This window comes from Mycolicibacterium helvum (genome assembly GCF_010731895.1).
Lineage (GTDB): Bacteria > Actinomycetota > Actinomycetes > Mycobacteriales > Mycobacteriaceae > Mycobacterium > Mycobacterium helvum.
This window is the reverse complement of record NZ_AP022596.1, coordinates 822,129-835,240: the sequence shown is the minus strand read 5'-3', so window position 1 is coordinate 835,240 and position 13,112 is coordinate 822,129. Positions and strand designations below refer to the sequence as shown.

Here is a 13,112-nt window from a genome sequence, read left to right as displayed (position 1 = left end):
ATGACGGAACTCACCACCCTGCGCGCGCTGGCGGGTCTGCCCCTGCAGCCGCCAAGCCTGGCCGCTTCGACCCTGGTCCTGATCGACTGCCAGAACACCTATACGAGCGGCGTGATGGAGCTCGAGGGCGTGCAGGCCGCGCTGGACGAGGCCGCCACGCTCTTGGATCGGGCCCGGTCGGCCGGCATTCCGGTCATCCACGTCCAGCATGACGATGGTCCGGGATCGCTGTACGACATCACGGGTGAGAGTGGTGCCATCGTGGCGCGGGTCGCGCCCCGCGATGGGGAGTCAGTGGTGGTCAAGAACTACCCGAACTCGTTCGTGCAGACCGCTCTGGACGAACAGCTGAAGTCGCTCGGCGCTGGAAACCTGATTATCGCCGGATTCATGACACATATGTGTGTGAACTCCACGGCCAGGGGAGCGTTCAATCTTGGGTACGCGCCGACGGTGGTTGCCGCTGCGACCGCGACAAGATCGCTGCCGGGTGTCGACGGCAGCGACGTGGCGGCGGCGGCGTTACAGGTGGCGAGCCTCGCGGCGCTGACGGATCTGTTCGCTGTCGTGGTCCCGAATGCGGCGGCCATCCCAGGCTGATTCGACCAACGTGGGCTGTAGCTGAGAAAAGCTTGCTCGAAACCTGAGAGAAATCACCCAGCCCGCGCGTCAACGTGCGGCGCAGCAGCTGATTACGCGCCGATCGCGGGGTCCCGAAAGATTGCTGTCAGGCGCTATGGCTACCTGTTTGCCGATGTCATTGATGCTAATTGAGTTAACAAGTAGTTAACCGGACAAAACTTTTGACAGGCGCGCAAAAATTTTTGCGCACAAAAGCGTCAATTTTGCTTTCCCTCAGGTTTTTCTCAGGTACGTTTAGCTTCATCAGTGTTGATCCACGCCCGGAAGGGATCGAAATGCAAATTTCCTTACGCTCTCAGCTCATTGCGGGAACCGCCGCGATCGTCGGCGCCAGTGCCATTGCAATGACACCCGTAACGCAGGCCAATCTGGCCTTGCCCGACCTGCAGCTGCCGTCTGCCGCTCAGGTCACGCTGGCGGGCTTCGACAGCCCGCTGTCCGAACTCATCGGTACTTTAAACTCCCTCAATCAGTGGCTGTTGAGTGCTGATAACACCACTGCCGGCTACACCGACCTCGGCGGGCTCTTCGACGCCACTGGCGTCGGCATTGCAAAGGTCGGCTACCAGTTCAACGCCGTCGGTCTGCTCCCGCAGGTGATCAATGACCGCCTGCCGATCATCAGTCAACTCGGGTACAACGGGGCGGCGTCTCTCGAGAGCGCGGCGAACGCCGCGACGACGATAGCGTTGATTGGCAGCGAAGCGGTGTGGAATCTGCCGGGGGCGTTCGTCACGGCCACCCAGCAGGCGCTGTCGGGGGATATCCCCGGCGCGGTCGCCACATTGCAGGCCGCGATCGTAACTCCGTTCGTCAATGCCGGCGCGGTTGCGCTCGCCAGTGGCAGCTACATGCTGGACAACGCGGTCGCCAGGGGTACCGCCCTACTCGATGCGGTTCCCACGCTGGTCAACCTGGTTGTTCAGAGCTCTATTGGGCAAGCAACGGTGCTCGCCGGCGCATTCAGCACCGTGGTCCAGAACGTGATCACCGGCCTCACGAACGGCAATGCGGAGGAAGCCTGGAACGCTGCTGTCGACGGATTCCTCGGGCCGAAGGGCATTCCGGGAACAATCCTGAACCTGACCGTTGGGGCTGGCGTGCAAACCGGGGCGAGCACGGTGGTGCCAAGTATCCGCGGTGAGATTCAGGCTGCCGTTCACGGCATCGCGACCGCGCTGTCGCAGACCGGATCGGCTCCGCCGGTTCCGCCGCCCGCCGCCGCTGCGGCGAGCCCGTCGGCATCGGCGCTGCGCGCGGCTGCCGTGCCGGAGTCGTCGGCCGCGGGTGGCGCCAGCGTCAGCAACGGAAATTCCGGCGGTGGTAGCGGGACGTCCACCAGTGGGAAAGCTGGCGGCACTCACGCTAAGAGTCAGTCGACCACGTCGGGTGCCAAGAGTGGTGTCGCCGGTTCCAAGAGGGCCGCGGCCAAGGGTTCGGCCGACTAGTCCGCAGGAGTAGTCCACTGCGCTAAACAAGCACGGAACAAGGTGCCCCTTCTTTGCGAAAGGAAGGGGCACCTTGTCTTGCGTAAGCGTCAAATGCGTGTAATTGAATATCCCGGAATTGAGCCTCCTTTCTTAGCTTTTTCTCAGGTATTCTTAAGCTGGCAATAGGCCTGGAATTGCCGGGAGGGGGCCATCGTGCGGCGCGGCATTGGCGCGATTTTCTCCACGGGGATGGCGCTTGTCGTCGCGACCGTCGTGGTTGCCAATCCGGTTTCGGCGCCGCCCTCGGATATTCGCGTTCCCGCGGTGAAGCTCTCGGGCGACAGCGCGGTGTCCAACGCCGCCCTCGACCGGGCGCTATTCGCTGCGCTCGCGCGGAATCCCGCCGACTCGGGTCCGGCGATCCTGTTCAAGAGATCGGTCGCCGGCGTTGTCACTAACGTCACCTTGCTCAGCGGTCGAGCGGTTAAGGAAGCGTCCCGGGTCCGGCCCGTCGTGGACGCAGCGTCGGCGCCTGCTGCGCCTCCACCGCCGTCCGTGCTGCCCAAGGCGGTCGCGGACCTGCTCAGCGGCGCTCTGACGAACGTCGTCGCGACCAACCTGCCCGCCGCAACCATCGATGACCGCGCCCTGCGGCACGCCGTGACGTCGGTCGGCGACTACGTCGGCTACGTCAGTGTTAAGGCGGTCGAAGTCACCAACGAAGCCGGAACGATTGCCCCGGCCTCACCCAAGCGCATCGCAGAGACGCTGGCGACATTGACCCATGGTGTCGACACCACCATCACCGCAGCGCTGCGGGCGGTGGCGGCGCCCCTCGCGCCGCCGTCGATGGCCGTCCAGGAGATCCGCACCGAAGTCCGCAAGCAGCTGACCGAGCTGGCCGATCGCCTTCGGCGGTCCGTGCCAGCCCCGCCCCGGATCGTGCCCGTCACGCGACCTGCACCCGTCGACCGCACGACATCGTCACAGGCCACGTTGGGCCACGGTCGCGGAACCACCGTCACCACCAAGCCGGCAGCCTCCACCGACCGAACTGACCCGGGCCTAACGAAACACGCGACAGTCAATGGCGCCACCGACCTCAGCGACGGCAACAAGGCCGTCCCGCATAAGAAGGCTCCCCAATCCCCGTTGCGGCAGCGCGCCGAGGCAACGCTGAGCCAGGTCCGTGACTCGCTGAACCAGGCGCGTGACGCATTGGAGCACCTCGGCAATGCCTTGCCCAAGGCCGCGGCGCCGCCGAAGCCGGCACGGCCGCATCGGCACTAGCTGGGGCGGCTGCCTAGCGGACAGTGGCAGAATTCGCGGCATGCGGATGTCAGCGAAGGCCGAGTACGCCGTCCGCGCCATGATCCAGCTCGCATCCGTCGATACCGGTGCGCTGGTCAAGACCGACGATCTAGCCAAAGCGCAGGGCATCCCGGCACAGTTCCTGGTCGACATCCTGTCCGACCTGCGTACCGACCGGCTGGTACGCAGCCACCGCGGACGCGACGGCGGCTACGAGTTGGGCCGCCCGGCCGCGGATATCAGCATCGCCGATGTTTTGCGCTGTATCGACGGGCCGTTGGCGAGCGTGCGCGACATCGGCCTGGGGGACTTGCCCTACAGCGGACCGACGGCGGCGCTGACCGATGTGTGGCGGGCGTTGCGTGCCAGTATGCGTTCGGTACTCGAGGAAACCAGCCTGGCCGATGTGGCCAGCGGTCAACTGCCCGACCACGTCGCCGGGCTTGCCCACGACTACCTGGGCCAGGAAGATCGGCGCGGCCACAGCGGCTGATACATGCCTTAGCCGGCCCCGGAGCGGTACGGCCTGGTGTGGTTCAGTGAAATTGCCATTACCCTTACCGCTCAAGCGCTTTCGGCAACACCGTGCAACCAACGCCGGCATCCCCAATTGCGGTCGGCGTATGCCGTACCGTCTCTGGCTTATGGCAACATCGCATGGCCGGGTCGAGATGCTCGGCAATATCGGACCCAACTGGTTCGCATCGGTTATGGGCACCGGAATCGTGGCGACCGCCGGTGCGACGTTGCCGATCCATCTGTGGGGGTTGCGCGGCTTCGCCGAGGTGGTCTGGGTGTTCGCCGCAGTGCTGCTGGTCGTGCTGCTCGCGTTGGTGGGCGTGCACTGGTTGCGGCATCCGACGGTCGCCCGCACCCACGCCCGGAACCCGCAGATGGCGCACTTCTACGGGGCGGCGCCGATGGCGTTGATGACCGTTGGCGGCGGCGCCGTGCTGATCGGTCACGAACTCATCGGCGAACAGCTCGCGGTCGACCTTGGCTGGGTGCTGTGGATCGCCGGCACCATCGGGGGCCTGTTCACCGCCGTGAGTATTCCGTTCCTGATGTTCACCCAGCACAACGTCGAGCCTGACGCCGCATTCGGCGGCTGGCTGATGCCGGTGGTGCCGCCGATGGTCTCGGCGGCCAATGGCGCGTTGCTCATCCCGCACATGGTGCCCGGCACCGGGCGTACCACCATGCTCTACGGCTGCTATGCGATGTTCGGGCTGTCGTTGGTGGCCGCGCTCATCATCATCACTCTGATCTGGAGCAGGCTCGCGCTCTACGGAACGTCGGGCACCGCAAGGGTGCCCACGCTGTGGATCGTGCTCGGCCCGATCGGCCAATCCATCACCGCGGCAGGGCTTCTCGGCCTGAACGCAGCCCGGGCCGTCCCGCCGGAGCTGGCCCAGAGCATGAACGCCTTCGCGGTCATCTTCGGGGTGCCGATGTGGGGCTTTGCGGTGTTGTGGATCGCCCTGGCCACCTCGCTGACGGTTCGCACGCTGCGCCGCGGTATGCCGTTTGCGCTGACTTGGTGGAGCCTGACCTTCCCGGTCGGCACCTTCGTCACGGGCACCACGCAGCTGGCCGTGCACACGCAGCTGCCCGCGTTCAAGGTGGCCGCCGTGATCGCCTACGTCGGGTTGCTGAGCACCTGGCTTCTGGTCGCGGTGCGCACCGCCCGGGGCAGCTTGCGCGGCAATCTGCTCAACCCGCCGCCGAGTCCAGGGCCGATCCGGGCTCGCAAGGATCCGGCGCCCTAATCTGCTACTTGGGGGCGGTCAGCTCCAAGGCGATGTTGTCGGGATCCCGGAACTCCAGGATGTAGGCCACCCCGATGTCTTTGATCGGCTCATGGCCGATGCCGAGCTCGTCCAGGTGCGCCGCGGCCCGCTCGAGCTCGCCCAGGCTGGGCAGCCGAAAGGCCAGGTGGTCGAGCCCAACCCGATCCTCGTCGAAGGTTCCGGCCCCGGTTGGCCGCAGCCCGATCAGCGCGTCGCCGATGTCGTAGATCACGCCGCCGAAGAGGAACGCGAGTTGTTCGCGGGTCGCGTCGTCGGCATCGTCGGGCAGTGCGGCAAACACGGGCCAGCCGAACACGCTCTCGTAGAACCGGCGCGAGGCGCTGATGTCGGTGACCGTCAGCCGCAGGTGGGCGACGGCGGTGGTGGCAATCGGCATGTGACCCATCCTCTCAGTAGATGAGATCGGCGCGGGAGCCCGCGCCCGCCATGCCAGAATCGCGTTCGTGCAGATTGGGATGACCCTGCCGGTGATGGAACCGGATGTCGACGCGAAGATCCTCAAGAAATGGGCCCAGACGATCGACGAGGGACCGTTCTCCTCGCTGTGCTGGGGTGAGCGGATCGCCTTCGCTAATCCGGATTCGCTGACATTGCTGGGCGCGCTGTCCGGATGGACCGAGCGAGTGCCGTTGGTGGCCACCGTGGTGGTTCCCCAGTTGCACAATCCGGTGATGCTGGCCAAGGCGCTGGCGACCGGCGACCTACTCAGTGGCGGGCGGCTGACCGTTGGCATCGGCGTGGGCGGTCGCCACGAAGACTATCGCGCCGCCGGCGCCGACCCGAAGACCCAGACCATGCGGGAGATGGCCGAGCGGGTGGCGGTCATGAAGCGGGTGTGGGCGGGGGAGAAGGTCACCGAATCGGTGTTGCCGGTCGGGCCCAGGCCTGCCCGCGACGGCGGTCCGCGGCTGCTGGTCGGCACCACCGGGCCCAAGACCCTGCGTAGTGCAGCGCAGTGGGCCGACGGCATCACTGGAATCTCGTTGGACCTCGACCTCGACAAGCAGAGCGAGCTGTTCGACGTCGCCCGTGATGCGTGGGCCGCCGCAGACAAGCCCAAACCCCATCTCGCGACGTCGTTTTGGTTCGCCATCGGCGACGGTGACGCGCCGCGCGCGCAAGTCACCCAGCACCTGCTGCACTACATGAACTGGATTCCCCGGGAGTACGTCGAGGCGATGGCCCCGACCACCGGCTGGGCGGGCACCGACGCCGAACTCGTCGCGGTGTTGCGCGGGTTCGCTGAGATCGGCACCAGCGAGCTGCACCTGATCCCGACCAGTACCGATATCGGTCAGCTGCGCCGCGTCGCGGATCTTGTTGGTGAGATTTCCGCCCAAACCGACATTTCGGCGTAGAAAGTCGAGTAGAAGTCGCCATTACGTCGATCTCGCGCTAGAAGGACGAGTCATGACCCAGCCGTACGGGAACTACCAGCTCGAGATCTACTTTCAGGGCCTCGCCGGCATATTGCCCAGTCTGCCGATGTCGTTCGCGGAACTGGAAGACCGTGCTGCCCAAGCTCTTTCACCGTCAATTTGGTCATATGTCGCCGGTGGCGCCGGTGATGAGCGCACACAGCGCGCCAACGTCACGGCCTTCGAGCAATGGGGTTTGATACCGCGGATGCTGGTCGGCGCCACTGAGCGGGACCTGTCCGTCGAACTGTGGGGCCAGCGCTGGCCGGCGCCGGTATTCATGGCGCCGATCGGGGTGATCGGCTTGTGCACGATCGACAAACACGGCGACCTCGCTGCCGCGCGCGCCGCGGCAGTCACCGGAGTGCCGATGTGCGTCTCGACGCTGACGATGGATCCGCTGGAAGAAGTAGCGGCCCAATTCGGCGACACCCCAGGTCTTTTCCAGCTGTACACCCCGGTCGATCGCGAGATGGCGGAGAGCTTCGTCCACCGCGCTGAAGTCGCTGGATACACCGGAATCGTGGTGACCCTGGACACCTGGGTGCCGGGCTGGCGTCCGCGCGACCTGTCGACCTCGAACTTCCCGCAGCTGCGCGGAATGTGCCTGTCCAACTACATCAGCGACCCGGTGTTCCGCGCCAAGGTCGACGGCGATATCGACGCCGATCCGCGCAATGCCGTACTGCCCTGGGTCAGCGACTTTGGAAATTCGTTGACCTGGAACGACTTACCGTGGCTGCGGTCGTTGACGTCGCTTCCGTTGATCCTCAAGGGTATCTGTCATCCTGATGATGCCCGCCGCGCGATCGACGCCGGCGTCGACGGCATCTACTGCTCTAACCACGGTGGGCGCCAAGGCGGTCGGCATCGGCCGGCCGTACGCGTACGGCGCTGCACTGGCCGGCACCGACGGAATCGTGCACGTGCTGCGCTCGATGCTGGCCGAGGCGGATCTGATCATGGCCATCGACGGCTACCCGACGCGTTCCGACCTCACGCGCGCCGCGCTGCGGCCCGTGCGACAGTAGGGCCATGTCGCAACCATCCACAACGGTCAGCCGTCTACCCGAGAAACAGCACACCTCGCGCGCCCGGCTCGATGAGCTGCTCGACGCGACCCCGCTGGCAACCATCGCGTTGATCCGCGACGGACACCCGGTGATCTTTCCGACCGGCTTCGCCCGCATCGAGAACGAACTGGTCATCCACGGATCGACGGGCTCACCGTGGATGCGTCAGCTGGCCGGTGGTGCGGCCGCCGCGGTCTCGGTCACGGCACTCGATGGAGTTCTGGTGGCGCGCAGCGGATTCGAATCCTCCTTCCAGTTCCGCAGTGCGGTGCTGTTCGGGACCTTCGAGCCGATCCCCGACGCCGACAAGGTGTCCTACCTCGAGACGCTGACGGACACGTTCATCCCCGGCCGGGTGGCCGAACTGCGGGCCAGCTCCCGCAAGGAGCTCGCCGCGACCATGGCGCTGCGGATGCCGATCACGGGCGACAACTGGTCGCTCAAGATCGGTGACGGGTGGCCCGAGGACGACGATGACGATGTCGCCGCCGGGGCATGGGCCGGGGTGGTCCCGTTGGCCACGATCTACGGCGAGCCGCAACGCGCACCGGACTGCGATCCCGCTACCCCGGTGCCACCGTCGGTCAATGCGATGGTTGGTGAGCTGTCGAACCGCCGGGGGAGACAGCCGCGCTAGCAAGCGGTTTCGGTCGCAGGACGAAGCTGAAAACCAGCGCGATGACGCCGATGGCGACGCAGGTCCAAAACGCCTGCTGGAACGAGGTATCGGTGCCGGAGCCGACGATCGGCCCGGCCCACGCGAATCCCAGCGAGAAGCCCATGCCGTAGCTGGCATTGGCGATGCCGGGTAGGGCGCCGGGCTCCTCGTCGGATGCCTGTAGTACGCCCAGTGAACTCAGCGGCGTGAGAACCACTGCGGTGCAGGTGAATCCAAAGACCACCATCAGTGCCACCACCGCATACTTGTGGTCGGCGAAGATCGCCATCAGCGCGATCACCACGATCGTCGCGACGATGCCGGCGCGCATCACGGTGACGAAACCGATGCGGACGGCGAAGCGGCCAACAAACGGTGCGGTGAGGACCTGCACCACCGCTGCCGGGGTGAGGAACAACAGCGCGGTCATCGTCGCGTTCAGGCCGAAGCCGGAATCCGGGTCTTCGGCCATGCTCGGGATGATGAAGCCGAGCACCACCATGAACGACCCCATGACCAGGATGGTGACAACGATCAGCGGCCAGGCCTCTCGCGTTCGGATGTGCTTGAGCCCCACGAGGGGATGCTCCACCCGGTTGTCCGCCACGACCAAGGCGAGGAACGCCACGACGGCGACCGTCAGCCAGATCAGCGCGGGCGTCGAGGTCCACCCGGCGTGTCCGCCATTGGACAGGAACATCGTGATGCCACCGACGGTCAGCGCGATGAAAACAGCACCGATCCAGTCCATCCGGCCTTCGCTGCGAGCACCCAGCTGGTCGCCGGGAACCCACATCCATACGAAGGCGACGGCGATCAGGCCGATGACCAGGATCAGCGCGAAGATCGAGCGGTAGCCGAAGGCGTCGGTCATGATTCCGGCGAGGAACGCGTCGCCCCCGGCCACCCCGCCGTTGATGGACGCCATCACCCCGCAGCAGATGCCGAAGGTCGCGCCGGACAGCCGAGCCCGCAGGATCAGAAAGGCCAGGCCATAAGTGATGTTCGAGGCACCCTGCAAGAACCGGCCGACCACTACGATCGGCAGCGATGTGCTCAGGCACAGGACGGTCCCGATGCACATCACGATCACGATGCCGATCAGCACGCGTTTGCGCCCGATGTAGTCGCTCCATCGGATCAGCACCACATTGGCGATCGCTCCGGCGAGATAGAACGGCGTCGACATGGCCACGAATGCGCCGTGACCCAGGGTCTCGTTGATATCGCGGACAGCAGGCGCAAGCATGGTGGCGTTCAGCGAGAATGACATGAGCGAGAACACCAGGGCCGTCACCAGCAGGACGATCTGTCTGCGGGGCAGGGAATCTGTCTCTGTATCGGCGGCAGGTGGCTGACTCAGAAGATCACTCCTCAGGCGAGTGGCACGGCGAGAGCATCGTATGTGACGACACCGGGTGACGCGTGCTGTCAGCGACGCCCCCACGCGCCCAGCAGGGTGCGCCAGAATTTCCGGAACGATTCCGGGAAGACGACGTCCTCGGTGTTGCGCTGCGACGGCTGGCTTTCCGTCGGCTCGCCCAGGCGGTCTTGGTCACCGTCATCGTCGCGCTCAGCCATTGCGTTCTCCCTCGACTAACGCCGGCCCGGCCCGATCGGACCGGGACCGACCGGACCAGGGCCCGGTGGGCCGACCCCGGCGGGGCCGACATAGCAGCACGGGTTGATGTACACGTTTACGTCGTCGTGGTACTCGCACTGATTGGTTTCCCGGTTGAAATACATCCCGGCGCCGCAACCGTCATCAGCTGAACATGTTGGCGCCCAATATAGTCCGGCGAATGGGAGCGATGTCACCGCCGAGTTGTGGGCGACGAAGCGCCCGATTGGATTGCGCATGTGCCCCCATGTTCGCCGGCCGATGTCTCACCGTATCGAACAACGAAGGTGGCGTCAGGAAAACCGAGGCGGGCTACGCCCACAACCGGGTGCTGGGGTGCCTGGCGACAGCGGACAGCCATTCCGAGCTGACCGCCAGGTCGTCGAGCTGCCGGTCGATTCCGTCGACGAGGTTGGACATATCGCGCAACTGTCGGGCCATCTCGGCCCGCTGCATGACCAGTTTGGCCCGCATCCGCTCGAGCATCGCCAGAAGATCCTGCGCTTCCGAGCGAGTCGGGATATTGCCGGCAGTTGCTGTCATCGGTATCTCCTTTCGGAGAACATGGGTTCCACTCCCAGGTTGCGCTCGCCAGACGGGGAAGCGCCAGTGGTTTGGGACACCGGCAGGCTCTTGGCAGCGTGCGCCGAGAAACGACTAGCCGAGGATCCGGTCGGCTTCCCGCTGACCGCTGAGGTAGGCGCCGTGGACGGTGCCGAACCACTGGGGATTGGTGGCTTCGCCCGCGAACAACAGTCGCTCGCCGACCGGCTCGCCGAGGGCATGCATATCGTCGGGGCTCGACCCGACAGCGATGAAGCTGTACGAGCCGCGAGCGTATTTATCTGTGCCCCAACGTGTCACGATGGATCCAGTGGGGGTGGGGGCATCTATGGCGGTGAGCAGTTCGGTCACCGCGGCCTGATCGGACAGTGATTCGCGCGACCACGCGGCCTCGCCGCCGCGCAGCCCGACCAGCAGCGGCTTATCGGCGAACGCCAGCCCGTTGACCAGATCGGTGACCGGTTGGTTGTTGCCGACCAGCCCGATCATCGGGGTGGGCTCGGGCCAGAACGGCTTGTCGAAGGCGACGACCACCTTGTTGAGCAGACCGAACCCGAGCTTCTCGATGGCGTGGCGCTTGGCCTCGGGAAGTGGCGGGTCGAACGTGACGCTTCCCGCCTTGAGCACTCCAAGTGGGACGGTGACGATCACGCGGTCGGCGGTGACGGTCCCCTGTGAGGTGTCCAGGCGTACCTGCTCACCACTGTGCGAGATCCGGGTGACCACGGTGTTCTGGCGGATGTCGAGACCCTTGGCGAGGTGCTGCGAAAGCTGGCTGTAGCCGCCGGGGAGGATGACGTCGGGGCCTTTGAACTGTTCTTCGCTGCCCAGCCAGCGCAGCGACAGCTGGTCGGGGTCGGCTGCATAGTCACCCGAGGTACGGGAGGTCACGTTCCATGCGACCAACGGGTCGTCGAGGTCCGCGACGCCGACCAGGCCGTCGGCGACCGACTCGCCGGACCGGGCGTCGTCGCTGAGTTCGTCGAGTTTCTCGATGATCCGGTGCCAATCGGCGACCGAGGCCGCGGCGGCTTTCGGATCGACCTTCTGGTGATTCTCGATCAGGACGAAGTCCTCGAAATCGGTTGGCACAGTTTTGGCCCCGACGTCTTGGGCGAGCTTGGTGAGCGGATTGTTCTCGGTGCCGTGGATCCACGATGCGCCGATATCGATCGGCACGCCCAGGGTGGTGTCGGTCCAGGTCCGTCCACCGATCCGATCCCGGGCTTCCAGCACCGTGACTCGCACACCCGCGTCGGCCAGCCGCCGAGCCGCCGCCAGACCGGAGAAGCCGGCACCCACGATCACAACGTGATCGCCACTCTGTTCTTCTGCGCCGCCGCAACCCGGCAGCAGGGGTGCCGCCGCGAGTGCGCCGACGCCCAGCATGAACCCGCGCCGCCCGACCGAACGCATGGCGGTGACGCTATCCCGTCGCGGCGGCGATCAGGCCGAAATCGTTGATGTCACGCTGGGCGTTCGCCGGGTGAAGGGCGCAGACCTTTGCTATGTACTAACCGTGCCATCCGCGTCGCGCGACCCGGCGGTCCAACCGCCAACGCCCAAGCCTGTGCCTGCCGTCGTCGAACGCTGCCGGCAGCTGATCAGCAATCCGGTGTTCGAGACCGTGATCGTGATCGTGATTGTGATCAACGCCACAATGCTCGGATTGGAGACTTTCGATTCGGTCGCAGCCGGCTACCACGGCGTCTTCGATGTGCTCTACAACGTCATCCTCGCGGTCTATGTCATCGAGTTGCTGATCCGGTTCACCGCGGCCGGATGGAAGATCCGCGAATTCGCCAAGAGCCACTGGAACGTCTTCGACTTCGTCGTCATTGCGGCGTCCTTCCTGCCGGGCCTGCGTTCGACCGCGATGCTGCTCCGTCTGGTTCGGTTGGCGCGGATCGTGCGCATCATCCGGTTCCTGCCCGATCTGCGCGTAGTCATCGGCGCGATCGCCCGGAGCATCCCCGGGGTGGCGTCCCTCGCCGCGGCGACGGCGCTGCTCATCTATATCTACGGGATGCTCGGCTGGGTGCTGTTCGCCAATCACGATCCCGACCATTACGGGAACGTCGGGCGGGCAATGCTGACGATGTACATCATGTTGACGTTGGAAAACTTGCCCGACAACGTCGAGATGGGATTGCAGGTCTCGCCCTGGTCGGTGCTGTTCTTCATCAGCTACACCGTCATTCTGAGCTTCCTGGTGTTCAACCTGTTCATTGGCATCGTGCTGAATTCCATGGAGGAGGCGCGTGCGGTCGATCGGGCCAAGCACGAGACCGACGATCTGCTGCACCGGTTGCGTGCGGCGCGCGAAGCGCTCGAGGATGCCGAACGGGAATTGCAGCGCTCACACCGTGACGACCGGGGGTCAGCTACAGGCCGCGCGGCCGATCCCGAGTAGCGGGGCGTTTCAGCATGGCGCGACGATGCGTATCGGTACTTATCTCGGGTGGCGAAAGCTCTCGGATCCGCGACGGCAACCGCACAGGTGAGCGGTGAGTGGCGGGGTGAACCTGGGTATTACCTACAGAAACTAGGCGTTTCATCCACGGACTGACGTCACCGTGATTGA

At 65.3% G+C, this 13,112-nt stretch carries 13 protein-coding genes and 1 pseudogene; 9 read left to right on the top strand and 5 right to left on the bottom strand.

Translation table 11 applies throughout. From position 1 onward, the window contains the following. The 5 genes from G6N38_RS03630 to G6N38_RS03610 all read left to right on the top strand — a co-directional run bounded on the left by G6N38_RS03630 (position 1) and on the right by G6N38_RS03610 (position 5,152). Positions 1-600, top strand: a complete 600-nt coding sequence (locus tag G6N38_RS03630) for a cysteine hydrolase family protein (protein WP_163746288.1) — start codon at positions 1-3, stop codon at positions 598-600. Between the two features lie 203 nt (positions 601-803). Further along, on the top strand, positions 804-2,090 hold the full coding sequence (locus tag G6N38_RS03625; protein WP_163746287.1) for a hypothetical protein: 1,287 nt from the start codon (positions 804-806) through the stop codon (positions 2,088-2,090). 195 nt (positions 2,091-2,285) lie between these two features. Continuing rightward, a complete protein-coding gene (locus G6N38_RS03620) occupies positions 2,286-3,362 on the top strand; it encodes a hypothetical protein (RefSeq protein ID WP_163746286.1) in 1,077 nt (358 codons plus the stop codon). A gap of 40 nt (positions 3,363-3,402) precedes the next feature. Beyond that, the gene (locus G6N38_RS03615; protein WP_163746285.1) at positions 3,403-3,876 is read left to right on the top strand and encodes an Rrf2 family transcriptional regulator; all 474 of its coding nucleotides are present in this window, start codon (positions 3,403-3,405) and stop codon (positions 3,874-3,876) included. A gap of 151 nt (positions 3,877-4,027) precedes the next feature. Next, positions 4,028-5,152, top strand: coding sequence for a TDT family transporter (locus tag G6N38_RS03610; RefSeq protein ID WP_246227676.1), 1,125 nt, complete (start codon positions 4,028-4,030; stop codon positions 5,150-5,152). A gap of 4 nt (positions 5,153-5,156) precedes the next feature. Here G6N38_RS03610 and G6N38_RS03605 read toward each other — a convergent pair whose 3' ends face one another. Then, entirely contained in the window at positions 5,157-5,570 is a 414-nt protein-coding gene (locus G6N38_RS03605) for a VOC family protein (protein WP_163746283.1), read from the bottom strand. A 79-nt stretch (positions 5,571-5,649) separates the two neighbouring features. On the opposite strand from G6N38_RS03605, the gene G6N38_RS03600 reads away from it, so the two are divergent. From G6N38_RS03600 to G6N38_RS03590, 3 genes and pseudogenes are all read left to right on the top strand, one after another. Further along, the gene (locus G6N38_RS03600; protein WP_163751778.1) at positions 5,650-6,552 is read left to right on the top strand and encodes an LLM class flavin-dependent oxidoreductase; all 903 of its coding nucleotides are present in this window, start codon (positions 5,650-5,652) and stop codon (positions 6,550-6,552) included. A 127-nt stretch (positions 6,553-6,679) separates the two neighbouring features. After that, positions 6,680-7,643 (top strand): annotated as a pseudogene (locus G6N38_RS03595) (alpha-hydroxy-acid oxidizing protein). A 4-nt stretch (positions 7,644-7,647) separates the two neighbouring features. Further along, the gene (locus tag G6N38_RS03590; protein WP_163746282.1) at positions 7,648-8,322 is read left to right on the top strand and encodes a pyridoxamine 5'-phosphate oxidase family protein; all 675 of its coding nucleotides are present in this window, start codon (positions 7,648-7,650) and stop codon (positions 8,320-8,322) included. Here G6N38_RS03590 and G6N38_RS03585 read toward each other — a convergent pair. The 4 genes from G6N38_RS03585 to G6N38_RS03570 all read right to left on the bottom strand — a co-directional run bounded on the left by G6N38_RS03585 (position 8,270) and on the right by G6N38_RS03570 (position 11,944). Then, positions 8,270-9,640, bottom strand: a complete 1,371-nt coding sequence (locus G6N38_RS03585; RefSeq protein ID WP_246227674.1) for an MFS transporter — start codon at positions 9,638-9,640, stop codon at positions 8,270-8,272. The genes G6N38_RS03590 and G6N38_RS03585 overlap by 53 nt on opposite strands. Positions 9,641-9,774: 134 nt before the next feature. Then, on the bottom strand, positions 9,775-9,924 hold the full coding sequence (locus G6N38_RS03580; RefSeq protein WP_163746281.1) for a hypothetical protein: 150 nt from the start codon (positions 9,922-9,924) through the stop codon (positions 9,775-9,777). Positions 9,925-10,276: 352 nt separating this feature from the next. Further along, positions 10,277-10,507, bottom strand: coding sequence for a hypothetical protein (locus tag G6N38_RS03575; protein ID WP_163746280.1), 231 nt, complete (start codon positions 10,505-10,507; stop codon positions 10,277-10,279). A 114-nt stretch (positions 10,508-10,621) separates the two neighbouring features. Further along, positions 10,622-11,944, bottom strand: a complete 1,323-nt coding sequence (locus G6N38_RS03570) for a flavin monoamine oxidase family protein (RefSeq protein WP_163746279.1) — start codon at positions 11,942-11,944, stop codon at positions 10,622-10,624. On the opposite strand from G6N38_RS03570, the gene G6N38_RS03565 reads away from it, so the two are divergent. Further along, entirely contained in the window at positions 11,916-12,941 is a 1,026-nt protein-coding gene (locus tag G6N38_RS03565) for an ion transporter (RefSeq protein WP_246227672.1), read from the top strand. The two genes, G6N38_RS03570 and G6N38_RS03565, sit on opposite strands and share 29 nt — an antisense overlap. Positions 12,942-13,112 lie beyond the last annotated feature (171 nt).

Coding starts and splice junctions, on each gene's coding strand:
- G6N38_RS03630 (WP_163746288.1), top strand. CDS start 1: ATGACGGAACTCACCACCCTGCGCGCGCTGGCGGGTCTGCCCCTGCAG.
- G6N38_RS03615 (WP_163746285.1), top strand. CDS start 3,403: ATGCGGATGTCAGCGAAGGCCGAGTACGCCGTCCGCGCCATGATCCAG.
- G6N38_RS03610 (WP_246227676.1), top strand. CDS start 4,028: ATGGCAACATCGCATGGCCGGGTCGAGATGCTCGGCAATATCGGACCC.
- G6N38_RS03605 (WP_163746283.1), bottom strand. CDS start 5,570: ATGCCGATTGCCACCACCGCCGTCGCCCACCTGCGGCTGACGGTCACC.
- G6N38_RS03600 (WP_163751778.1), top strand. CDS start 5,650: ATGACCCTGCCGGTGATGGAACCGGATGTCGACGCGAAGATCCTCAAG.
- G6N38_RS03590 (WP_163746282.1), top strand. CDS start 7,648: ATGTCGCAACCATCCACAACGGTCAGCCGTCTACCCGAGAAACAGCAC.
- G6N38_RS03580 (WP_163746281.1), bottom strand. CDS start 9,924: ATGGCTGAGCGCGACGATGACGGTGACCAAGACCGCCTGGGCGAGCCG.
- G6N38_RS03575 (WP_163746280.1), bottom strand. CDS start 10,507: ATGACAGCAACTGCCGGCAATATCCCGACTCGCTCGGAAGCGCAGGAT.
- G6N38_RS03565 (WP_246227672.1), top strand. CDS start 11,916: ATGAACCCGCGCCGCCCGACCGAACGCATGGCGGTGACGCTATCCCGT.
- G6N38_RS03570 (WP_163746279.1), bottom strand. CDS start 11,944: ATGCGTTCGGTCGGGCGGCGCGGGTTCATGCTGGGCGTCGGCGCACTC.